General features: G+C 73.1%; 20 protein-coding genes. 14 read left to right on the forward strand and 6 right to left on the reverse strand.

Annotated elements, in window-relative coordinates:
- Window positions 1–2: 2 nt before the first annotated feature.
- Window positions 3–872, reverse strand: a complete 870-nt coding sequence (locus HUT10_RS11420) for an NAD(P)H-hydrate dehydratase (RefSeq protein ID WP_176171169.1) — start codon at window positions 870–872, stop codon at window positions 3–5.
- Window positions 850–1569: a histidine phosphatase family protein gene (locus tag HUT10_RS11425; protein WP_176171170.1), complete on the reverse strand. Its 720-nt coding sequence runs from the start codon at window positions 1567–1569 to the stop codon at window positions 850–852. Before HUT10_RS11425 ends, HUT10_RS11420 begins: the two co-directional genes overlap by 23 nt.
- A gap of 82 nt (window positions 1570–1651) precedes the next feature.
- Between HUT10_RS11425 and HUT10_RS11430 the strand changes: the two genes are divergently transcribed.
- Window positions 1652–2875, forward strand: coding sequence for a PP2C family protein-serine/threonine phosphatase (locus HUT10_RS11430; protein WP_176171171.1), 1224 nt, complete (start codon window positions 1652–1654; stop codon window positions 2873–2875).
- 20 nt (window positions 2876–2895) lie between these two features.
- On the opposite strand, the gene HUT10_RS11435 is transcribed toward HUT10_RS11430, so the two are convergent.
- Entirely contained in the window at window positions 2896–3279 is a 384-nt protein-coding gene (locus tag HUT10_RS11435) for an STAS domain-containing protein (protein WP_176171172.1), read from the reverse strand.
- Window positions 3280–3448: 169 nt separating this feature from the next.
- On the opposite strand from HUT10_RS11435, the gene HUT10_RS11440 reads away from it, so the two are divergent.
- From HUT10_RS11440 to HUT10_RS11465, 6 genes are all read left to right on the forward strand, one after another.
- Window positions 3449–3832, forward strand: a complete 384-nt coding sequence (locus HUT10_RS11440) for an STAS domain-containing protein (RefSeq protein ID WP_176171173.1) — start codon at window positions 3449–3451, stop codon at window positions 3830–3832.
- Entirely contained in the window at window positions 3829–5412 is a 1584-nt protein-coding gene (locus HUT10_RS11445) for a PP2C family protein-serine/threonine phosphatase (RefSeq protein ID WP_176171174.1), read from the forward strand. Before HUT10_RS11440 ends, HUT10_RS11445 begins: the two co-directional genes overlap by 4 nt.
- Window positions 5409–5825, forward strand: coding sequence for an ATP-binding protein (locus HUT10_RS11450; protein WP_176171175.1), 417 nt, complete (start codon window positions 5409–5411; stop codon window positions 5823–5825). Before HUT10_RS11445 ends, HUT10_RS11450 begins: the two co-directional genes overlap by 4 nt.
- Window positions 5826–5909: 84 nt before the next feature.
- A complete protein-coding gene (locus HUT10_RS11455) occupies window positions 5910–9989 on the forward strand; it encodes a SpoIIE family protein phosphatase (RefSeq protein WP_176171176.1) in 4080 nt (1359 codons plus the stop codon).
- Window positions 9986–10288, forward strand: coding sequence for an STAS domain-containing protein (locus tag HUT10_RS11460; RefSeq protein ID WP_176171177.1), 303 nt, complete (start codon window positions 9986–9988; stop codon window positions 10286–10288). Before HUT10_RS11455 ends, HUT10_RS11460 begins: the two co-directional genes overlap by 4 nt.
- Window positions 10289–10542: 254 nt before the next feature.
- On the forward strand, window positions 10543–11274 hold the full coding sequence (locus HUT10_RS11465) for a GAF and ANTAR domain-containing protein (protein WP_176177779.1): 732 nt from the start codon (window positions 10543–10545) through the stop codon (window positions 11272–11274).
- A gap of 3 nt (window positions 11275–11277) precedes the next feature.
- On the opposite strand, the gene HUT10_RS11470 is transcribed toward HUT10_RS11465, so the two are convergent.
- Window positions 11278–11688 (reverse strand): ATP-binding protein, encoded by a 411-nt coding sequence (locus tag HUT10_RS11470; RefSeq protein WP_176171178.1) that lies wholly within the window; start codon window positions 11686–11688, stop codon window positions 11278–11280.
- Between the two features lie 122 nt (window positions 11689–11810).
- Between HUT10_RS11470 and HUT10_RS11475 the strand changes: the two genes are divergently transcribed.
- The 5 genes from HUT10_RS11475 (at window position 11811) to HUT10_RS49965 (ending at window position 18565) form a co-directional block, all read left to right on the forward strand.
- Window positions 11811–15077 carry a glucodextranase DOMON-like domain-containing protein gene (locus HUT10_RS11475; protein WP_176171179.1) on the forward strand — a complete coding sequence of 1089 codons (3267 nt, stop codon included), beginning with the start codon at window positions 11811–11813 and terminating at the stop codon, window positions 15075–15077.
- 17 nt (window positions 15078–15094) lie between these two features.
- Window positions 15095–15673, forward strand: coding sequence for a DinB family protein (locus HUT10_RS11480; protein ID WP_176171180.1), 579 nt, complete (start codon window positions 15095–15097; stop codon window positions 15671–15673).
- Window positions 15674–16152: 479 nt separating this feature from the next.
- A complete protein-coding gene (locus tag HUT10_RS11485; protein ID WP_176171181.1) occupies window positions 16153–16638 on the forward strand; it encodes a YbaB/EbfC family nucleoid-associated protein in 486 nt (161 codons plus the stop codon).
- Entirely contained in the window at window positions 16635–16949 is a 315-nt protein-coding gene (locus HUT10_RS11490; RefSeq protein WP_176171182.1) for a hypothetical protein, read from the forward strand. Before HUT10_RS11485 ends, HUT10_RS11490 begins: the two co-directional genes overlap by 4 nt.
- Window positions 16949–18565, forward strand: coding sequence for a WXG100 family type VII secretion target (locus HUT10_RS49965; protein WP_217709590.1), 1617 nt, complete (start codon window positions 16949–16951; stop codon window positions 18563–18565). Before HUT10_RS11490 ends, HUT10_RS49965 begins: the two co-directional genes overlap by 1 nt.
- Here the strand turns inward: HUT10_RS49965 and HUT10_RS11500 are convergent.
- Window positions 18562–19422 (reverse strand): SDR family NAD(P)-dependent oxidoreductase, encoded by an 861-nt coding sequence (locus HUT10_RS11500; RefSeq protein WP_176171183.1) that lies wholly within the window; start codon window positions 19420–19422, stop codon window positions 18562–18564. The two genes, HUT10_RS49965 and HUT10_RS11500, sit on opposite strands and share 4 nt — an antisense overlap.
- Before the next feature lie 31 nt (window positions 19423–19453).
- On the opposite strand from HUT10_RS11500, the gene HUT10_RS11505 reads away from it, so the two are divergent.
- Together HUT10_RS11505 and HUT10_RS11510 are read left to right on the forward strand one after the other, a co-directional pair.
- Window positions 19454–20077, forward strand: a complete 624-nt coding sequence (locus HUT10_RS11505; protein ID WP_176171184.1) for a TetR/AcrR family transcriptional regulator — start codon at window positions 19454–19456, stop codon at window positions 20075–20077.
- A 65-nt stretch (window positions 20078–20142) separates the two neighbouring features.
- Window positions 20143–20973: an alpha/beta fold hydrolase gene (locus tag HUT10_RS11510; RefSeq protein WP_176171185.1), complete on the forward strand. Its 831-nt coding sequence runs from the start codon at window positions 20143–20145 to the stop codon at window positions 20971–20973.
- Here the strand turns inward: HUT10_RS11510 and HUT10_RS11515 are convergent.
- On the reverse strand, window positions 20960–21331 hold the full coding sequence (locus tag HUT10_RS11515) for a DUF742 domain-containing protein (RefSeq protein ID WP_176171186.1): 372 nt from the start codon (window positions 21329–21331) through the stop codon (window positions 20960–20962). The two genes, HUT10_RS11510 and HUT10_RS11515, sit on opposite strands and share 14 nt — an antisense overlap.
- Between the last annotated feature and the right edge of the window lie 85 nt (window positions 21332–21416).

A 21416-nucleotide genomic window follows, 5' to 3' on the forward strand; every position in this document is an offset into this window, starting at 1 on the left:
GCTCAGCGCTCCAGCTCGGCGATGACCCGCGGGATCTCGGCGACGAGCTCCCGCGCCAGCAGGCCGGTGGCGCCGGTGTCCGGGATCAGCCGCTGGCCGGCCACCGCGTGGACGTGCGTCGCCCAGCAGGCGGCCTGCTCGACGGCCGCGCCGCGGGCGAGGAAGCCGCCGGTCAGGCCGGCCAGGACGTCGCCGCTGCCGGAGGTCGCCAGGCCGACGTGGCCGCTGCCGTCGCGCCAGACCCGGCCGTCCGGTGCGGCGACCACACCCATCAGCAGCACCACGCCGCCGTAGTCGCGGGCGATCCGCACCGCCGTCTCCAGGTCGTCGACGTCCTTTTCCTCGCAGCCGTCGAGGTAGGCCGCTTCGACCCGGTTCGGGGTGAGCAGGAGCCGGCCGGACAGCGGTTCGGCGAGCGCGCGGTCCCGGCTCAGCGCGCCGAGCGCGAACGCGTCGAGCACCACCCGCGCGTCCGGGGCGATCGCCGGTACCAGGCGCCGCAGCAGGTCCTCGGTCTCCTCGGCGCCGGTCAGGCCGGGGCCGACCACGACCGTGCCGGCGCCGGGCAGCACGTCGGCCAGCCGGTCGACGGCGTCCGCGGCGATCGCGCCGGACGCCGTTTCCGGCAGCCCGAGCACCGACGACTCCGGTACCGAGACGCCGATCGCCGTCGCGTGCCGTTCGGCGACCGCCAGCTGCAGCGTGCCGGCGCCGGCGCGCAGGGCGGCGGTCCCGGACAGCGCCGGCGCTCCCGGCACGGTCCGGGCGCCGCCGACGACGAGCACGGTGCCGCGGTCGTCCGCGCCGATCCGCCAGTCCCGCAGCAGGGCCGGGCTGACCGGCGCCGGGTCAGCTGAGCTGTTCTGCGGCATCGTCGTCCGCCGTCGGTGGCGTGTCGGTGGCGTGCAGGTGGCCGACCTCCTGGGCCAGCACCATGGTGAACCCGCCGTCGGAGTCGCGTTCCCAGGCCGTCACCGAGCCGTTCGGGACTTCGGTGGCGTCGGCGGCGCGCAGCAGGTCGGGCTCGGGCAGTCCTTCGAGGAGGTAGCGCAGGGCGAACACGGTCATTTCGTGCGCGGCCAGCAGAACGCGCTTTCCGGCGTGCTCGACGCCGAGCTCGGTGAGCAGGGAACGCAGCCGCAGCACCACGTCCGCCCAGGACTCCCCGCCCGGCGGCCGGTAGTAGAACTTGCCCAGCCGCCGCTTGCGCCGCAGCTCGTCGGGCCACCGCTCGCGGACGCCGTGGGAGGTCAGCAGATCGAGCACGCCGAGCTCGCGGTCGCGCAGCCGTTCGTCGGGGATGATCGTCACCCCTTCGGGGACGGCCAGCCGCGCGGTGTCCCAGGCGCGGCGGTAGGTGGAGGTGACGACGAGGTCCGGTGGGTGCTCGCCGAGGAACTTCCGCGCGGCCGCGGCCTGTTCCCGGCCGAGGTCCGTCAGCGGCACGTCGGCGTCGCGTTCGGCGATGTCGATCACATCCGCGCCTGCCGACTCCGCCTCTTCCCTGGCCACGTTCCCGGTGCTCTGGCCGTGCCGCAGCACACCCACCCAGTCCAAGTCGACGTTCACGACCGCGTGACTACCCCGGGGAACCCGCCGTCGAAACCCGGGATGGTTAGGCGTGCAAAGGAGTGGCGGCTAGGGTTCTTCCATGTCGCGAAGTCTCGACGCCCAGCACCGGCTGCAGCAGCTGGAATCGATCATCGGCGCACCCGCTTCCCACCTCGGGCTGGCCGAGACGCTCGCCGAGACCCTGCAGCGCCTGTGCGAGGTCATGGAGGTCGACACCGCGACCGTGCTGCGGTACCAGCCCAGTGGCCGCCAGCTCGTGGCCTTCGCCGCCGCGGGCATCGAAGAGGAGGTCCACCAGGGCGTGCGGGTGCCGGTGGGCAGCGGGTTCGCCGGCCGGGTCGCGCTCGAGCGGGCCCCCGTAATCCTCGACCACGTCGACGAGACGACGGTGGTGAACTCCCTGCTGTGGGAACGCGGGCTGCGTTCCATGCTCGGGGTGCCCATGCTCGCCGGCAGCGAGCTCGTCGGCGTGCTGCACGTGGGTTCCGTAACGCCCAGGCCGTTCGGCGAGCCCGACGTGGCCACCATGCAGCTGCTGGCCGATCGCCTGGCGGTGGCGATCCAGGTGGAGTCGCAGGAGGAGAACCGCACCGCCACCATGGCGCTGCAGCGGAGCCTGCTGCCCAGCAGCCTGCCCGACGTGACCGGCCTGGCCTTCGGCGCGCGGTACGTGCCCGGCGCGGAGACCGGGATCGGCGGCGACTGGTACGACCTGTTCACGCTGCCGGGCGACCGGCTCGGCGTGGTGATGGGCGATGTCTCGGGCCACGGCCTCGACGCGGCCGTGATCATGGGGCGGCTGCGCAGTGCCCTGCGCGCCTACGCCCTCGACTCCGAAAGCCCCGCCGAGGTGCTCGCCAAGCTCGACCGCAAGGCCAACCACTTCGAACACGGGGCGATGGCCACGGTGGCCTACGGGATCATCGGGCCGGACCGCGAAACGCTGACGCTGTCCCTGGCCGGCCACCTGCCCCCGGTGCTGGCCCTCGCCGGCGAACCGGCCCGGCTGGCCGACGCGCCGCCGGACCCCCCGATCGGGCTGACCATCGGGGTGCCGGAACGCCGGACGACCGTGGTCGAGCTGCCGCACGAGGCCGTGCTGTTGCTCTACACCGATGGTCTGGTGGAACGGCGGGACCGGCCCGTGGACGTCGGGATGGCGCAGCTGGCGGCGACCGTGCGGGCGGGTGACCCGGACCGGCTCTGCGCGCAGGTGATGGCCGCGATGATCGGCAACCGGGCGGCCCAGGACGACGTCGCCCTGCTGGCCATCCGGCGCCTCGCCGTCCCGGCCGGCAGCTGACGCGGCCGGGACGTTCCGGGTCAGGACCCGGCGAGCGCCGCTTCGCGGGTCGGGAAGAGCGAAAGGCTGTCCTCGAGACCGGTCAGCTGGATCGGGCGCAGGGTGGCCCGGCCGGCCGCGACGATCCGCACCGCGGTGCTGTCACCGGCGTTGCGGTGGATGGCCAGCAGCGCGGTCAGACCGGGCGAAGCGAGGAACTCGACGCGGGTCAGGTCGACCACCAGCACCGGCGGTTGCGCGGCCAGTGCTTCGTCGGCGGCTTCCACGAGCGCCGGCGCGGTGGTCGTGTCCACGTCTCCGGCGACCTCGACGACGACGGTGTCTCCTTGCTCCGTCCGGGCGATCCGGAACTCCCCGAACGGCACAGCGGTGGCCGAGCTTTCGGTGTGGGTGTGCTCGGTCATGGCGGTTCTCCTCGCCTTCGGCAGGCTCCACCGGCGCTGCCGGTGGGCGTGCGTGATCACGAAGGCTGTTTGCTCAACCGCTGTCAATCATGCCCGCACCGGCGCCGCGGCGCCGCGTCAGCACCCCCTCCGCTTTCCGCCGGGCCCGCGAACAGGCAGGATGGGCGCCATGGGTGAACGGGACGTGACCGGGGACTCACTCGAAGACGCCGCCAGTTCGGCGGGATCCGTAGCGCTGGAGAGCCGGGACGGTGCGGCGGTGCTGCGCGTCGAAGGCGCCCTCGACCTCGCGCTCGCCCCGAAACTGCGCCAATTGGCCGAACGCGCGGGCCGCCTGCTGCCGTCGGTGCTCGTGATCGACCTCACCGGGGTCACGTTCCTGGCCTCGGCGGGTATGGCCGAGCTCGTCCGGGCCCACCGCGGGGCCGGCGCGTCGGTGCCCCTGCGGGTGGTGGCCGCCGGCCGGATCACCCTGCGCCCGCTGGAGCTGACCCGGTTGACCGACGAGCTCGCCATCTACCCGTCGCTGTCCGAAGCGCTGGCTCCCCGATGACGCCCCGGCCGGACTTCGACGCCGTGCTCGACGCCGTGCGCGGGACCTTCCTCGACGGGGACGGCGTCCCGGTGATCACCGAGGTCCGCGCCCTCGGTCCGGAGGAAGTGCGCGCGCTGCTCGGCGAACACGTCACGCGGGCGGTGACCGACTGCGCGGCCCTCGCGGACCTGGTGCCGGGCAAGGCGATCACCCACGCCGTCGCCGTCGCGGACGACGACGGCGAGCGTGGCGCACTGGTCTACACCACCGTGGAGATCGCCGGGACCCCGGAAGCCGCCGCCACGGCGATCCAGGCCGCCACCGACGGCCTGGCCCGCACCGTCCGGCGGCTGCGCGGCGAAGCCGCGGTCCTGGACGCGCTGCACTCCACCGGCCGGGAACTGACCGCGCAGCTCGACATCGACCGGATCGTGCAGGCCGCGACCGACGCGGCCACCCAGGCGACCGGCGCCGGCTTCGGCGCGTTCTTCTACAACCTGATCGACGAGTTCGGCGAGTCGTACACGCTGTACACGATCTCGGGCGTGCCGCGGGAGGCGTTCGCCCGCTTCCCCATGCCGCGCAACACCGACGTGTTCGCCCCGACCTTCGACGGCACCGGCACCGTGCGCAGCCCCGACATCACGCGGGACCCGCGGTTCGGGAAGAACGCGCCGTACCACGGGATGCCCGAGGGACACCTGCCCGTCTGCAGCTACCTGGCCGTCCCGGTGCTCAGCCCGACCTCCGGGGAGGTGCTGGGCGGGTTCTTCTTCGGCCACCCCGAGCCGGACCGGTTCACCGCCCGGCACGAGTACCTGGCCGAGGGCATCGCCGCCTACACGGCCATCGCGCTGGACAACGCCCGGCTCTACGAACGCGAGCGCAGCCTCGCCTCGGAGCTGTCCCGCAGCATGCTGCCGGTCGCCCCGCCGACGCCCGGGCTCGATGTGTTCACCCGGTACCTGCCCGCGGCCACCGGGAGCAAGGTCGGCGGCGACTGGTTCGACGTCATCCGGCTGCCGTCGGGGGCCACCGCGTTCGTCATCGGCGACGTCGTCGGCCACGGCATCACCGCGGCGACCGTGATGGGCCAGGTCCGCACGGCCATCCGCAGCTACGCGCTGCTGGAGCTGCCGCCGTCGGAGGTCCTGCGCAACGTCTCCGAACTGTCCGTCGGGCTGTTCGGCGAAACCTTCGTGACCTGCTTCTACGCGGTCCACCGGCCCGCCGACCACACGCTCGCCTACGCCAACGCCGGCCACCTGCCCGCGATCCTGGTCCGCCCGGGCGAGCCCCCGGAGCAGATCGGCGAAGCACTGGCGCAGCCGCTCGGCGTCGGTTCGGTCTTCCCGCAGCGTACGGCGGGTTTCCCGGTGGGCGCGGACCTCGTGCTCTACACCGACGGCCTGGTCGAAAGCCGTACCCGTGACCTCACCCTTGGCGTCGAATGGCTCCTGGCGGGTATCCCGGGACTGCTGACCGCCGCCGACCTCGAAACGGCGTGGGACAAGCTCGTCGACGAACTGACGCGCGGCCGGCACGACGACGACATCGCCGTGATCCACGTTCGCCACCGCGGAGAGGACGCCCCATGACGGACCCCCTCTCCCCCGGCGCACCCGCGCCGACGGACACGTTCCACCGGCGCACCGCCGCGATCGCCGAACAACTGCCGGAACTGCGCGAAGGGCTCGCCCGCTGGCTGGGCACGCTGCCGCTGAGCCTCGAACGGCGGGAGGACATCGTCCTCGCCGGCTACGAGGCGATGGCCAACTCCGCCGAGCACGCCTACCCCGGCGGGCAGCCGGGCCCGGTCGACGTCCGGGCCGAGGCGCTGCCGGGCCGGCTGACCGTGACGGTCACCGACTACGGCACCTGGCGCCCGCCGTCCGGTTCGAACGGGCTGCGCGGCCGCGGCCTGCTGCTCATCGACACCCTCGCCGACCACTGCGCGCAGGTGCACCGCGACGACGGCACCACGATCACGATGACCTGGCTGCTCGGCTGACGCCCGATCACGGCACGCCGCGCATCCGGCGAGGCCGGCCAGGGTCGAGTAGGCTCGGCCGGGGCCGCGTGAACCTGGAGTGTGATGAGCGTCGGGGAAGAGGCCGGCCACCGGGCCGTGTTTCCCGGGACCAGCAGGATGGCCGCCCGGATGCGGGACTTCGACTGGGCGTCGTCCCCGCTCGGTGAGCCCGTGGGCTGGCCGGTCACCCTGACGACGGCGGTGCGGATCTGCCTGACCTCCCGGTTCCCGATGATCGTCTGGTGGGGCCCGGAGCTGCGGTTCCTCTACAACGACGCGTACCTGCCGCTGCTGGGCACCAAGCACCCGGCGCTGGACAAGCCGGGTTCGGACGTCTGGGCCGAGATCTGGCACATCATCGGCCCGATGCTGGACAGCGTGATGTCCACCGGCGAGGCGACCTGGTCGGAGGACCTGCTGCTGCCGATGAACCGGCACGGCTACTGGGAAGAAACCTACTGGACGTACTCCTACAGCCCGGTGCACGACGACGAAGGCGCCGTGCGGGCGGTGTTCACCGCGGTTTCCGACACGACCGAGCGGGTGATCGGCGCCCGGCGGCTGGCGACGCTGCGCGAGCTCAGCGCCCAGGCCGGCCGCGCCCGGAACGTCGGCGAAGCCTGCGAGCTGGTCGCCGGGGTGCTGGGCCGGGCCGGCGCCGACGTCCCCTACGCGGCGATCCACATCCGGCAGGACGACGGGGCGCTCACCCGGGCGGCCGTCACCGCCGGCGGCGAGAGCGCGGGTGACGCGGCCACCTGGCCGCTCGCGGACGTGCTCGCCGACGGGGCACCGCGGACGGTGTCCGGCGACGCGCTCGGCGAGCTGCCGTCCGGCGGCTGGTCCACCCCGCCGACCGAGGCGGTGGTGCTGCCGCTGCCCGGTGACGCCGGCGACGCCGCGACCGGCGTGATCGTGCTGGCGGCGAGCGCCGGGCGGGCGCTCGACGAGTCCTACCGGACGTTCCTCGGGCTGGTCGCCCAGCAGACGACGGCGCTGGTCAACGGCGCGATCGCCTACCAGGTCCAGCAGCGGCGCGCCGAGGAGCTGGCCGCGCTCGACGCCGCGAAGACGACGTTCTTCGCCAACGTCAGCCACGAGTTCCGGACGCCGCTCACGCTGATCCTGGGCCCGGCCGCCGAGCTGCGGGAGGCCCTCGCGGGCGCCGGCGAGCGGGTGCGGGAGGAAGTCGACGTCATCCAGCGCAACGCGTTGCGGCTGGGCCGGCTGGTGAACAACCTGCTCGACTTCTCCCGGATCGAAGCCGGCCGGATGCAGGCCCGCTTCGAACCGGTGGACCTCGGGACGTTCACCGCGGAGCTGGCGAGCGTCTTCCGCGCCGCCGTCGAGCGGGCCGGCCTGGCGTTCGAGGTCGACTGCGACCCGTCGGACGAGCCGGTGCACGTCGACCGCGGGATGTGGGAGAAGGTCGTCTTCAACCTGCTGTCCAACGCGGTCAAGTTCACCTTCGACGGCGCGATCCGGGTGAGGAGCACCATCGAAGACGGGCACGCGGTGATCGCCGTGTCCGACACCGGGATCGGGATCGACGCCGCCGAGCTGCCGCGCCTGTTCGAGCGGTTCCACCGGATCACGACCGCGCGGGCGCGGTCGAACGAGGGCAGCGGGATCGGCCTGGCCCTGGTGCGCGAGCTCGTCGGCATGCACGGCGGCACCGTCACCGTGGAGAGCACGCCGGGCGCCGGGACGACGTTCCGGGTCCGGGTGCCGCTGGGCACGCACCACCTGCCCGCCGAGCACGTCGTCGACGTGCCCACGACCGGCGGGGCCGCCGCGGAGTCGGCGGAACCGTACGTGCAGGAGGCCCTGCGCTGGCTGCCGGACGCCGGCGAGGCCGACCGGCCCGCGCCCGCCGCGGCCGCGGGGGCCCGCGTCCTGGTCGCCGACGACAACGCCGACATGCGCGACTACCTCGTCCGGTTGCTGCGCGAGGACTACGCGGTGACCGCGGTGCGCGACGGCGTCGAGGCGTTCGCCGCCGCCTGCGCCGAGCCGCCCGAGCTGATCATCAGCGACGTCATGATGCCCCGGCTCGACGGCCTCGGCCTGCTCGCCGAGCTGCGCGGCGACCCGCGCACCGCGGCCGTGCCGGTGCTGCTGCTGTCGGCGCGGGCCGGGCAGGAAGCCGCCGTCGACGGGCTGGCCGCCGGGGCCGACGACTACCTCGTGAAGCCGTTCTCGGCGCAGGAGCTGCTCGCTCGTGTCCACACCACCGTCCGGCTGGCCCGGCTGCGGACCCAGCACACCCGGTGGCGTGCGGCGATGATCGAGTCGCTGCAGGAGGGCTTCTTCGTCTGCGACGCCGAGGGGCAGGTCGTCGAGATCAACGCCGCCTTCACCGAGCTGCTGGGCTTCGGCACCGGCGGGCTGCCCTACGCCCCGCCGTTCCCCTGGTGGCCGGACCGCGACGCCGACGCCGACGCCCACCGCCAGGTCGCCGAGGCGTCCGAGCGCGCGTGGGACGAGCCGGCCGGCAGCCTGGTCCTGCCGATGCGGCACCAGGACGGCCACCGGGTGTGGATCGCGATCGCCTACACCCGGCTGCACGACGACGAGGGCCGCCGCCGGGTGGTCGGCACGATCCGCGACGTCACGGCCGAGCGCTACGCCGTGCAGCGCGAAACCGCGCTCGCGTCGATGAACCAGCGCCTCGCCGGGATCAGCGGGGCGCCCGAGGTGCTGCGGACCGCGCTGAAGCTGCTGCGCGAGCTGTGGGACGCCCGGCGCGTCCTGGCGGTGACCTGGCCGCGGGACGGCGAACCGGAGGTCGCGTCCACCGACCCGGCCGATCCACAGTGGACCGAGCTCCCCACGCCGCTGCGCGCGAGCCTCGACCACGTCCGTGGGCTCCCGGCGCTGCACGCGGCCGCGGCCGGCAGCGGCGCGGGCACCACCGTCGACCACCCCGGCGGCCGGCTGACGCTGTGGGTCGAGCCCCCGGCGGGCCGCCCGCTCGGCACCGAAGACCGGACGCTGCTGGCGCTGCTGGCCGGAACGCTCGCGCACGCGCTGAGCCGCGCCCACCGCGACGACCAGCAGCGCGAGGTCGCGCTCGCGCTGCAACGCTCGATCCTCGGCCCGGCCCGGCTGCCCGAGGGCTTCGCGGTGCGCTACGAGCCCGCGACCCCGCCGCTGGAGGTCGGCGGTGACTGGTACGACGTCGTCCCGCTGGCCGGCGAGCGGATCGGCATCGTCGTCGGCGACTGCGTCGGCCGGGGCCTCGCCGCGGCCGCGGTGATGGGCCAGCTGCGCAGTGCCTGCCGCGCGCTGCTGCTGGAGACCGGCAGCCCGGCGCCGACGCTCGCCGCGCTCGACCGGTTCGCCTGGCGGCTGCCGGGCGCGGTGTGCACCACGGTCTTCTGCGGCGTCCTCGACCCGGCGGCCGGCACGCTCACCTACAGCAGCGCCGGGCACCTGCCCGCCTCGCTGGTCCACCGGAACGGCACGGCCGAGTTCCTGGAGGATGCCGGCAGCGTGCCGCTGGCCGTCCGCGTCGCGGCACCGCGCCCGGAGACCAAGGCGGTCGTGCCGATCGGCTCGCTGCTGATGCTCTACACCGACGGGCTGGTGGAGCGCCGCCGCGAGTCGCTCGACGACGGCATGGACCGTGCCATGACGGTCGCCCACGACACGCGCGGCGCCGAACTCGGCGAGGTCGCGGCCGCCCTGATGGACCGGCTCCGCCCGGCGGAGGGCTACGAGGACGACGTCGCGCTGCTGCTGTACCGGCGTTCGGTCCCCGCGCTGGACTTCGAGTTCGCCGCGCACCCGGACCACCTGGCCTCGACCCGGCACTGGCTGCGGGCGTGGCTGGCCAACGCCGAACTCGACGCGGACCTCGCCCAGGACGTGCTCGTCGCGGCGGGTGAGGCCTGCGCCAACGCCGTCGAGCACGCCTACGGCGAGGACGGCGGCGCGACCGCCCACCTGGCGGCCCGGCTCACCGGCAGGCACCTGGTCGTCACCGTGACCGACCAGGGCCGCTGGAAGCAGCCACCGCCGGACAACCACGTGCTGCGCGGCCGCGGCGTGCCGATGATGGAAGCGCTGGCCGACGCGGTCGCCTTCCGGCACGATTCGGCCGGGACCACCGTCACGCTGGAATGGAGGATCGGCTCGTGACGACGGCACTAACGCTGCTCAGCGGCCCGGGCGACGACGGCGACCGGGTCCTGACCGTCACCGGTGAGATCGACATGAGCAACGCCGCGGAGTTCGGCGCGGCGCTGGACCACGAGCTGGCGGCGGGTCCTGCCGTCACCGTCGACCTCACCAAGGTGACCTACCTCGACAGTGCCGGCGTGGCGGTGCTGTTCGACCGGGCGGGCGACCACGACCTGCGGTTGCTCGCGCCCCGGCTGCTGGACCGGGTGCTGCGGGTGTCCGGGCTCACCCAGGTGGCGAAGGTCGTGCTCCGCTGAACGGTTGAGCGCCGCGCCACGGGGTAAGCATTCCGCAGCGACGGCGGTCGGGTGGGTTGTGCTGCCCTCCGTCGCCAGGTGGCTCCGGCGCCCAACCCACGACGTTCAGCAGCGAGCGCCGGGCCGGTGTCACCGCCCTCTCCGAAATCCCGGTGTTGCGGAACGAGCGTCGAACGCGAGTAAGGTTCTGCCGTTCCGTTGAAGCAGCAGCGGTTCGGCGCGAACCGCAGCCGTCCGGGACGGAGATGACGCCAGTGACCGGTGAGCCGATCCTGCCCGAGCACCTCGACGAGCTGACCGCCGCGATGGCGGACCTCACGGGCGCCCTGGAAACCGAACCAGCCGAAGCGGAGATCCTCGACGCCGTCTGCGCCGAGGCGGTCCGCGCCATCCCCGGCGCCGACATGGCGAGCATCACCGCGATCCGCGACGGCGAGCCGACGACCGCGGCCGCCACGGACGAGCGCGCGGTCGAGATCGACCGCGCCCAGTACGCGGCCGGCGCCGGTCCCTGCCTGGAGGCCGCCGAGACCGGCGAAATCGTCCGGGTGCCGCTGGCCACGGCGGGCGCGACGTGGCCGGAGTTCACCGCACGGGCGGTGGACCTCGGCGTCGGCAGCTACCTCGCCGCGCCCCTGCGCGTCGACGAACACCTGTCCGGAGCGCTCAACCTGTTCGGCTACGGCGACCACGGGTTCGCGGAGACCGACTCGCGGCTGCTGCAGCTCTACACCACGGTCGTCTCGTTCGGGTTGCGCACGACCCGGCGCTACCACCGGGCCCGCCAGCGCGCGGTCGAACTCGAAGCGGCGATGCGGTCGCGGGCGGTGATCGAGCAGGCCAAGGGCATCCTGATGGCCGTGCACCGGATCAGCGCCGACGACGCGATGAAGCGGCTGGTCACGGAGTCGCAGCGGACCAACGTGAAGCTCCGGGACATCGCCACCCGGTTCGTCGAAGAACTGTCCTCTTCGGAGTCCCTCTGAACCTCAGGCGGTGCGCCGGGCCGGGAACGGCCAGGTGAGCGTGATGACCGTGCCGCCGTCGGTGGTCCGCAGGTCGAGGCCGTCGACGAGGGCCTGGATCAGGCGCAGCCCGCGGCCGCCGTCCGCGCGCTCGGCCAGCGTGGCCCAGCGGCCCTGGTCGGCGACGGTGATGATCAGCACGTCCTGGTCGATGCGGGCGCGGACGTCGATCAGCCCCGGCCGCCCGTGGTAGGCGTGGTCGAGCACGTTGGCCATCGCTTCCCAGCAGGCCAGCACGACGTCGTCGGCCTCCCGCCCGACCTCGTCACCGGCCCGCCGGCGCAACCACGACACCAGGTGCCGGCGCAGGCTCGGCAGGGTCCGTGGCGAAACCGTGCCGCGGTACCGCCATCCGTCCGATCCCAGCTCTTCCACGTTCACCTCCTCGGGGGACATCAGGTTTGCTACCCACGGGTTCGGATTCTCAATCACCGGTAATGCCCTGCGGGCACCATTCGGCCCTGGTGCGTCCCGGTCCGCCGTGATCGGATGGGCGGATGATTCGGTCGACGTCGTCCGTGGTGCTGTGCGCGGTGCTGGCCGCGACGCTCCTGCCCGCCCCCAGCGCAACCGCGGCCACCACGGCGGCGCCGGGTGCCGTCTCCCACTTCGGCCTGGCCCGCAAGGACTGCCTGGGCACCGCGCGGAACACCGAGAGCAAGGCCTGGTTCACCGTGGCGAACGGCGTGCTGTCCGACGTCTACGCGCCGGTGATCGACAACACGAACGTCGAAACGCTGCAGTTCGCCGTCACCGACGGCCGCACGTTCACCGACCTGCAGTCGCGGGACATGACCTACACCGTCCGCACCAGCGCGGGCGGGATGGCCTGCGAGGTGACGTCGACCCCGCGCAGCGGCAGGTACCGGCTCGTCACCGAGTACCTGGCCGACCCCGCGCGCACCGGTGTGCTCATCCGCACCCGGCTGGAGCCGCTGCGGGACTCCGGCCGTGACCTCCAGGTGTACGTGCGGTTCGACGCGAGCATCAACGGCAACGGCGGGGGCGGTCCGGCGAACGGCGGCGGGGACACGGCCACCGTCGACGCGGCGACGTCCGCGCTGGTCAGCGCCGACACGAACGCGGTGTCCAGCGCGCCGGCCCGCGACTACGGCACCCCGCTGGCCGCCGCGCTGCGCGCCGACCGGCGGTTCCTCGGCACGTCCAGCGGGTTCGCCGGCACCAGCGGCGACGGGCTCGCCCAGCTCGACCGCGACCACCGGCTGACCGACCGGACCACGTCGGCGGCGAACGGCAACGTCGTGCAGACCGCGCAGCTGGACCTGCAGCCGCGCCGCCCGGCCGTGCTCGCGCTCGGCTTCGGCGCGGACGCCAGGGCCGCCGTCGCGACGGCCGGTGCGAGCCTGCGCACGCCGTTCGAGGCGAGCTACCGCCGGTACGCGCGGGAGTGGCGCGACTACGACAACGGGCTGATCCCCGTGCGGGGCAAGGACTCCGACTCCTACTACCAGTCGGTCAACGTGCTGAAGGCCAGTGAGGACAAGACTTTCCCGGGCGCGGTGGTCGCGTCGCTCGGCAGCCCCTGGGGCCAGGCGGTGTCCGCCGGCGACGCACCCGGCGGCAAGCCGGTCTACTTCGGCTCCTACCGGGAGATCTTCGCCCGCGACCTCTACGAAAGCTTCTCCGGGCTGTTGGCGGCCGGCGACCGCGAGACGGCCCGGGCGAGCGTCCGGTGGCTGTTCGGCCGGCAGCAGCAGCCGGACGCCCGGTTCCCGCGCAACTCGATGCTCAACGGCAAGAAGGCGCCCGACTCCGGCGGTGACCAGCTCGACGAGAGCGCGTACCCGATCCTGATGGCGCTGCAGGCCGGCCTCGACCGCGACCGCACGCTCTACACCGGCCACATCCGCGCGGCCGCGGACTTCGTCGTCGCGCACGGACCGGCGTTCGGCTCGGAGCGCTGGGAGGAACAGGGCGGCTACTCCCCCTCGACGATCGCCGCGGAGATCGCCGGGCTGGTCGCGGCGGGCGTGATCGCCGAGCGCAACGGCGACCCCGCGCGCGCGAACGTCTACCGCGCCACCGCCGACCACTTCCAGCGCAGCATCAAGGGCTGGACGGTGACGCAAAACGGCCCGTACGGCGGCCGGTACTTCCTGCGGCTGACGAAGAACGGCGACCCGAACTCGGAGTGGTTCTACAACCTGGGCAACGGCTCGGTCGACGCCGACCAGCGCGCGGTCGTCGACGCCGGCTTCCTCGAGCTGACGCGCCTTGGCGTGCTGCCCGCGAACGACCCGGACGTCATCGCGTCCCTCGCCGTGGTGGACCGCGTGATCAAGCGGGACACCCCGGCCGGGCCGGGCTGGTACCGCTACGGGACGTCGGCGCCGGGCAGCGAGGACGGCTACGGCGACTGCTACGAGCCGGACCCGACGAACTGCGGGCCCACGGGTGCACCCTGGCCGTCGACGAACACCGGGTCGGGCCACCTGTGGCCGGTCCTGGCCGGCGAGCGCGGCGAGCAGGCCGTCCAGACCGGCGACCGGGCGGGCGCGGCGGCCCTGCTGGGCGCGATGCGGGCCCAGACGAACGGGACCGGCCTGATCCCCGAGCAGGTCTGGGAGAACCCGGCGCTGCCCGCGGCACCGTACGGCTCGGACCCGCGAACGGCGTCGATCGGCTTCACCCCGGGCCAGTCGGTCGGCTCGGTGGCCCCGCTGAGCTGGGCGCAGTCCCAGTCGGTCCGGCTGGCCAGGGCCCTCGACGACGGCCGGCTGCCCGAGCAGCCCGCCGAGGTCCGCGCCCGGTACGTCACGCACGCACCGCCCGCGGCCCTGCCGGTGACCCTCGACGCGCCCGCCTCGGTCTCCACCGCGACCGCCGAGGTCACCGGCACGGCACCCGCCGGCAGCCGTGTCGACCTCGCGGTTTCGGCAACGGACGCGGGCACGACGACGGTGCTTTCGACCCGCGCTTCGGCGGCGGGCACGTTCACCGCGACGGTACCGACCCCCTTGGGCGCGAACGTCGTCACGGCGACCGCAACGGGCGCCGGGACGGGCTACGCGCAGAAGACGATCAGCTCGGACTTCGTGACCGGAACGGTGCTCCTGGACACCACGGACCCGGACGGCGACGACAACGGCCCGGGGACGTACACGTACCCGACGGCGGGCGACTTCCACGCGGGAGCGTTCGACCTGCAGCGGTTCCAGGTCATCGACGCGGGCACCAACCTCGTGTTCCGCGCCCAGGTCCGCGACCTGACCCCGACGTTCGGCTCACCGCTGGGAGCCCAGCTCCTGACGATCTACGCCCACGACCCGGCCGCGACGACGACGTCGACGGCGGCGCCCTTCCCGACCCGGGCGTACACGATCGCCCCGCAGGACGCGTGGAGCAGGCGCATCGAGGTCCAGGGCTTCGCCGACCCGGCGCTGGTCGACGCTTCGGGGGCTTCGCTGGCCACGCCGTCGGTGCAGGCGTCGCAGGCCACGCGGTACATCACGGTCAGCGTGGCGAAGGCGGCGTTCGGCACGCCGGGACCGGGCTGGACGTTCGCGGTGGTCCTGACCGGCCAGGACGGCAATTCCCCCGACCAGGCCCGCCCGTTCACCCCGACGGCGGGCCAGTACACCTTCGGCCTCTGCCCGGCGGGCGGAACGTCCCCGATCTGCGCCGCGGACCCGGCAACGGCACCCAAGGCGTTCGACGTCCTGACACCGTCCGGAGTGGACCAGCAACCGGAGCTCGACCCGACCCGCGGGCCGGTGGCGGTCCGTGGCGTGCCGCTGGGCTGAGCTGGCAGGGTGGGGTGATGATCGACGAATTCGCGAAGGAGTACCTGCACGGCGACCTGCGCGAGGTCCGCGAAGAACTGGTCGGGAAGCTCGACGGGCCGGCCGAGTACGACATCCGCCGTCCACTCACGGCGAGCGGGACGAACCTGCTGGGCCTGGTCAAGCACCTGACCTTGACCGAGGCGAGGTACTTCGGCGACGTCTTCGGCCGCCCGTACCCGGAGCCGCTCCCCCGCTGGGACGACCTCGAGGTCCGCGGCCGGGACATGTGGGCAACGGAGAACGAAACCCGAGCGGAGATCATCGCAGGCTACCGCCGGGCCTGGGCACACGCGGACGCGACGATCGCGGCGCTGCCCGTGGACGCACCGGGCCACGTACCGTGGTGGCCCCGCCCGAACGTGATGCTGTTCAACGTCCTGGTCCACGTACTGACCGAGACGAACCGCCACGCAGGCCACGCGGACATCCTCCGCGAGAGCCTGGACGGCACCTCGGCATCGGAGGGCCACCGGACGCCGGAGTTCTGGAGGTCCCGCCACGCCGAGGTGGAGAGGGCGGCCCGGGCAGCACGCGAAGCATCCACGGTGGACTAGCCAAAGCCACCCACGAACCGGCGGCCGATCCCCACCCACCACCCCGGCGGCCGAACCAACCCACCAACCCGGCGGCCAAACCCCACCCACCACCCCGGCGGCCGAACCCCACGCGCGAACTCGCGGCCGAATCCCACCCACCACCCCGGCGGCCGAAGCCTCCAACGAACCGACAGCCAAACCCCACCCTGCATCCCGATCCGAAGCCCCAACACGGCCGGCGGCACCGGGTCAAGGCATCTTTCCCGCCTTGACGCGGTGCCGCCGGCCGTAGTCACAATCGGGCATCGGGATGAAGGGAAACCGAGAAGCAGGGGGTCCAGCGCCTAGGCGAAGTACGGAAGACGAAGCGCACAAGGGCAAGATCGAGGGAAAGACCAGGCATACCTCCGGCAGAAACCAGATGAATGTCCGGTATACGCTAACCTGGCCGATCATGAACCCCGGCCGCCGCGCCGGCGCTTCGGGAGGTCGATCAAGTGCAACCGAACCTGAGCCCAGGCGAAGACTTCCAGCTCCTCCTGGAGCGGCAGGTCCGGGAGATGCAGTCCAAGGCGGCGGCTCTCAACGAAGCCCTGTCGACGGCCGGAGCGACCGTCCGGACCCGCGACGGCTCGGTCACGGTGACCCTCGCCCCGAACGGCGCCCTCACCAACCTGGAACTGGGCCACCGGGCCTGCGAACTGGGCCCGGCGAGGCTGACCAAGGCCATCATGGAAGCCGTCCGCGACGCCCAGCGCCAGACGGCCCGCGCGGTCGCGGACTCCTTCGCCACGATCAACGGCGACACCGAGTCGACGGCGATGGTCCGCTCGTTCCTCCCCCCGGACCCGCCACCGGACGACGACTTCGCGGCCCCGGAAAGCCCGGAGCCCACTCCGCCACCGCCCCCGCCGCCGCCGGCGGCGCCCCGGCGGCGTCCGGTGGCCGATGACCGCACCGACGACGAATCGAACCCCTGGTGACCGGCGGCGGTTTCCGGGTCTCCGCCGAGCCGCTGACCACGTTCGGCAAGCACCTGGACGAGCTCCAGAAGAACCTCCAGAGCACCGCGGACCTGGTCGGCGGCATGGTGTGCGACCCCGGCATGTTCGGCATCAACCCGGCGTGCCAGCTGATGGCGGCCGGCGCGAGCACCTGGACCGACAAGGCGCACCACCAGTTCGGGGAGTACGCCAAGACCGTCGGCGAGCTGGCCGACAAGGTCACCGAGGCGGCGAAGCGCTACCAGTCGGGTGAAGAAGACGCCAAGAACTCGATCGTGAGGTTCGGATAGTGGCCGACGACTACCGCAGCAAGGACGTCAGCCTCCACGGTTCGGAACTGTTCAACAGCGACAACGCTTCGGCGGGCGCGGGCTTCTTCGAGGCGGCGATCGGCCTGGACAAGGCCGTCAAGGAGAACGACAAGGTCGCCATCGGCATCGGCTCGGCGGGCATGGCGCTGGAGACCATCGGTCTCGTGCTGGACCCGATCGGCAGCCTGCTGACCGCCGGGATCGGCTGGCTCATCGAGCACATCACGATCCTGCGGTGGCCGCTGGACATCCTGATGGGTGACCCGATCGGCATCGCGGCGGCCAGCGAGGCGCTCACGGCGGAGAAGAAGAAGCTGGAGCAGTGGTCGGCCGACCACCAGCGGGCGCTCGACAAGCTGCTGGAGGAGTGGAGCGGGCAGGCCGCGGACCAGTTCAAGAAGGACATGGACGCGGTCACCGAGCAGCTCGGCTCCCTCGGCAGCTACCTCGACCAGGCCGGCAAGAACATGAAGATCGCCGGCGGCATCGTCGGCGCGTTCCGCGGCATCCTCCGCGACCTGATCGCGATGCTCCTGGCGACGATCATCAAGGGCGCCCTGATCGCGGCGGCGCTCGCCCCGGTGACGTTCGGCGCCTCGATCGCGATCTTCATCGGCACGACGATCGGCACGGTGGCGACGGCACTGGGCAAGATCGGCGCCAAGCTGGCCCAGCTGGCGAAGAAGCTGGGCGACCTGCTGCAGGCGCTGACGAAGATGGGCAAGGCGGGCGACGACCTGGTGGCGGCCAAGCCCCCGGCGAGCAGCCTGACCCCGACGCCCACCCCGAAGCCGGACCCCACCCCGGCCCCCAAGCCCGACCCGACGCCGGAACCCAAGCCTTCCTCGGCCGCCCCGGAGCCGAAGCCCGAGCCCAAGCCGGACCCGACGCCGGAACCCAAGCCTTCCTCGGCCACTCCGGAGCCGAAGCCCGAGCCCAAGCCGGACACCACCCCCGAGCCCAAGCCCGAACCGAAACCGGAGCCCGCACCCTCGTCCTCCTCGGCCGCCCCGGAACCCAAGCCGGACCCCAAGCCCGACACCACCCCGGAACCCAAGCCCGAGCCGAAGCCGGACCCCAAGCCCGAGACCACACCCTCCTCGGCGGTCCCGGAGCCGAAGCCCGAGCCCAAACCGGACACCACCCCCGAGCCCAAGCCCGAACCGAAGCCGGAGCCCGCGCCGTCGTCGGCCACCCCGGAACCGAAACCCGAGCCGAAGCCCGACACCACCCCCGAGCCCAAGCCGGACACCACCCCGGAGCCGAAGCCGGACACCACTCAGTCCACTCCGGACCCCAAGCCGCACAAGCCGTTCACCGACCAGATGACCGACGTCATCAAGACCAAACTGTCCCAAATGGACGGTGTGACGCCCGAGATCATGCAAAAGTTCGACAAGATCAGCAACTTCTCCGTGCACGAGCTCGGCAAGCTCTTCGGCAAGGAAGGCGCGGAGAAGTTCGAGGCGGCGATCAAGGTCATGACCGACCCGTGGTTCGGCAAGTCGGGCCTGGCCGGCAAGACCGTCGTCGACATGATCAAGGGTGTGCCCGCCAGCATCGGCAACGTCACCGGCGGGGACGACGACTCCTAGCCGAGCGGGTCCAGCCCGGTCAGCGCCACGCTCTCCGTCCACAGCCGGGCCGCGGCCGCGTCGTCGGTCAGGTTCGCCCACCGGCGTTCGAGCCGCGGCCGGCCGCGCAGCCCGAACACGCGCGGGCCCCACAGCTGCCCGCCCTCGACGTCCGGTCCGAGCACCGCGCGCACCGCGGGCCGCGCTCCGGCGTCCTTGCCGTGCAGCACGAACCGGGCCGGCAGCCCGCGCAGCCACGCTCCGGTCGTGCGGGTGTGCACCGGCGGCCGTGACGGCGTCAGCGAGTCGAGCGCGCCGCCGGGGTGGGCGAGCACGCTGAGCATTCCCGAGCCCGCCGCCCGCAGGCGCCGGTCGAGTTCGAGCGCGAACAGCATCTGGGCCAGTTTGGACCGTTCGTAGGCCCGTTTCGGCTGGTAGTCACGCGCACTCTGGAGGTCGGCGAAGTCGAGGTGAGCCGACTTCGCCGCGAAGCTGCCGGTGGTGACGATCCGCGCTTCCGGCGTCAGCACCGGCAGCAGCCGGGCGATCAGCGCGAAGTGGCCGAGGTGGTTGGTCCCGAACATCAGCTCGTGCCCGTCCGGCGTTTCCCGCCGCGGCGGCGCGTCGAGCGCGACACCGGCGTTGCACAGGACCGCGTCCAGCGCGCCCACGTCCGGCTCCGGCGAACCGAGGTCGGCCAGGTCCAGCCGGACGTGCGCCACGTTCGCCCCGGAAACCCGCGAGCGGATCGACGCGGTCGCGGCCTCCGCCTTGGCCGGGTCGCGGCTGCCGATCACCACCTCCGCGCCCGCCGAAGCCAGCTGTTCGGCGGCGAAGTACCCGATCCCCGCGTTGCCCCCGGTCACCAGTACCCGCATCGCCGTCCCCCATCGTGCCAAGCTGTCCGTCGTGGACAACGCTACCGACGAACCGGCGCGGCCCGGCTACCGGCGGTCGGCCGGGTCGCCCCGCGGCGAGGCCCGGCGCCGGGAGCTGCTCGCGAAGATCACCGACGACGTCGCCGAGAACGGGCTCGTCGACTTCTCCCTGCGGCGCGCCGCACGGGCGGCCGGGACCACCCACAAGGTGCTGCTCTACCACTTCGAAGGCGCCGAAGACCTGCTGCGCCAGGTGGTTTTCGCGCTGCGCGAGCGCCGGATCGGCAACGCGCTGACGGCGGTGGCCGCGGAGGCGCCGACGCTCACCGGCCGCGTCCGGGCCGCCTGGGTGAGCCTCCGCGACGAGGAGACGCAGCTGCGGCGCGTCCTCGACCAGGCGATGGGCCTGGCGATGTACGACCCGGGCCGGTACGCCGCGCTGGGCCGGGGCGCGTCCCAGCAGTACCTGCCGACACTGGTGTCGTTCTGCCCGCCGCACTGGCCGGAGCGGCGCAAGCTCGAGGTCGCGGAGATGATCCTCGCGACGCTGCGCGGCTTCCTCGTGGACCTGCTCACCAGCCCGGACGGCGGCGGCGCGGAGGCCGGGGTCGCGGCCCTGCTGCGGGCGGTCGAACGGGAGGAAGCCGCCCCCTGATCCTCGACAGTTTGCGAACCACGTGGTTCACTTCTGCTCGAGGGAACTTCTCCGGGGAGGCCGGAATGCAGGTCGAGCTGTCCGCGGGCACCGTCGAGTACACCGATTCGGGCGGGGCGGGGCCCGTCGTCGTCTTCGTCCACGGCTTGCTGATGGACGGCTCGCTGTGGGACGGCCCGGTCGCCGATCTCGGCGGCCTGCGCTGCGTCGTCCCGACGTTGCCGCTCGGCGCGCACCGGCAGCCGGTGCGGGCCGACGCCGACCTGTCACTGCCGGGCGTCGCGCGCCTGCTCACGGAGTTCCTGGAGCGGCTCGACCTGCGGGAAGTCACCCTGGTCGGCGTCGACACCGGCGGCGCGCTGGTGCAGCTGCTCATGGCGGAGGACGCCCCGCGGGTCGCCCGGGTCGTGCTCGCGTCGTGCGACGCGTTCGACAACTTCCCGCCCGGCCTCACCGGCAAGACGCTGTTCCTGACCGGCAAGCTCTCGCCCCGCCTGTTCGGGGTGTTCATGCAGCAGATGCGGCTGCGCGCGGTGCGCCGGCTCCCGATCGCGTTCGGGTGGCTGACCAAGCGCGGCGACGCGGCCACCGCCCGCTGGATCCGGCCGCTGCTGAGCCTGGCCGGCGTCCGCCGTGACACGGTCCGCGTCCTGCGGGCGGCCGCCGCCACACCGGGCGTTCTCCAGGAGGCGGCCGAGCGGCTGCCGGGCTTCGACCGGCCGGCCCTGGTCGTCTGGGCCACCGAGGACCGCGTGATGCCGCTCGAGCACGGCCGGCGGCTGGCCGCCCTGCTGCCCGAGGGAAGTCTCGTCGAAGTGGCCGACAGCTACACGCTGCTGCCGCTCGACCAGCCGGCGGAGTTCGCCCGGCTGGTCCGGGGGTTCACAGCCGGCTGAGGCCGTGCAGGATGCGCTTCATCAGGTCCATGCTCGGCCGGTTGCCGTTGCTGCGCTCCGCGGTGTGCACGGCGACGAGGCCGCGGTCGGCGAGGTCGGAGAGCAGCACGCGCGCCACCCCCAGCGGCAGCCGCCGCCGCGCGGCCACCTCGGCGACCGACTGCGAAGTGCGGCACAGCACGCAGATCTCCGTCTCTTCCGCCGTGCTGTTGCGCGTGATGGCCCGCCCGCGCGCGGTGGTCGAGACCAGTGTCTCGACCGGCAGGTCACGCGTGGGCCGGGTCCGGCCGTGGGTCCGGAAGTACGGACGGACGAGGCCCGCCGCCCCTCCGTCGTCGAGCGCGGTCCCCCAGTGCACAGCCAGCTCCTCACGGCGATTAATCCTTGTCGGCGATTATTCGACACCGTGATCGACTTCCTGGCAATCGACCGAACAGGCTAAC

It is taken from the genome of Amycolatopsis sp. Hca4 (genome assembly GCF_013364075.1).
Taxonomy (GTDB): domain Bacteria; phylum Actinomycetota; class Actinomycetes; order Mycobacteriales; family Pseudonocardiaceae; genus Amycolatopsis.

Coding starts and splice junctions, on each gene's coding strand:
- HUT10_RS11500 (WP_176171183.1), bottom strand. CDS start 19,422: ATGCGGGTACTGGTGACCGGGGGCAACGCGGGGATCGGGTACTTCGCC.
- HUT10_RS11440 (WP_176171173.1), top strand. CDS start 3,449: ATGGGTGAACGGGACGTGACCGGGGACTCACTCGAAGACGCCGCCAGT.
- HUT10_RS11430 (WP_176171171.1), top strand. CDS start 1,652: ATGTCGCGAAGTCTCGACGCCCAGCACCGGCTGCAGCAGCTGGAATCG.
- HUT10_RS11445 (WP_176171174.1), top strand. CDS start 3,829: ATGACGCCCCGGCCGGACTTCGACGCCGTGCTCGACGCCGTGCGCGGG.
- HUT10_RS11475 (WP_176171179.1), top strand. CDS start 11,811: ATGATTCGGTCGACGTCGTCCGTGGTGCTGTGCGCGGTGCTGGCCGCG.
- HUT10_RS11455 (WP_176171176.1), top strand. CDS start 5,910: ATGAGCGTCGGGGAAGAGGCCGGCCACCGGGCCGTGTTTCCCGGGACC.
- HUT10_RS11435 (WP_176171172.1), bottom strand. CDS start 3,279: ATGACCGAGCACACCCACACCGAAAGCTCGGCCACCGCTGTGCCGTTC.
- HUT10_RS11420 (WP_176171169.1), bottom strand. CDS start 872: ATGCCGCAGAACAGCTCAGCTGACCCGGCGCCGGTCAGCCCGGCCCTG.
- HUT10_RS11450 (WP_176171175.1), top strand. CDS start 5,409: ATGACGGACCCCCTCTCCCCCGGCGCACCCGCGCCGACGGACACGTTC.
- HUT10_RS11510 (WP_176171185.1), top strand. CDS start 20,143: ATGCAGGTCGAGCTGTCCGCGGGCACCGTCGAGTACACCGATTCGGGC.
- HUT10_RS11480 (WP_176171180.1), top strand. CDS start 15,095: ATGATCGACGAATTCGCGAAGGAGTACCTGCACGGCGACCTGCGCGAG.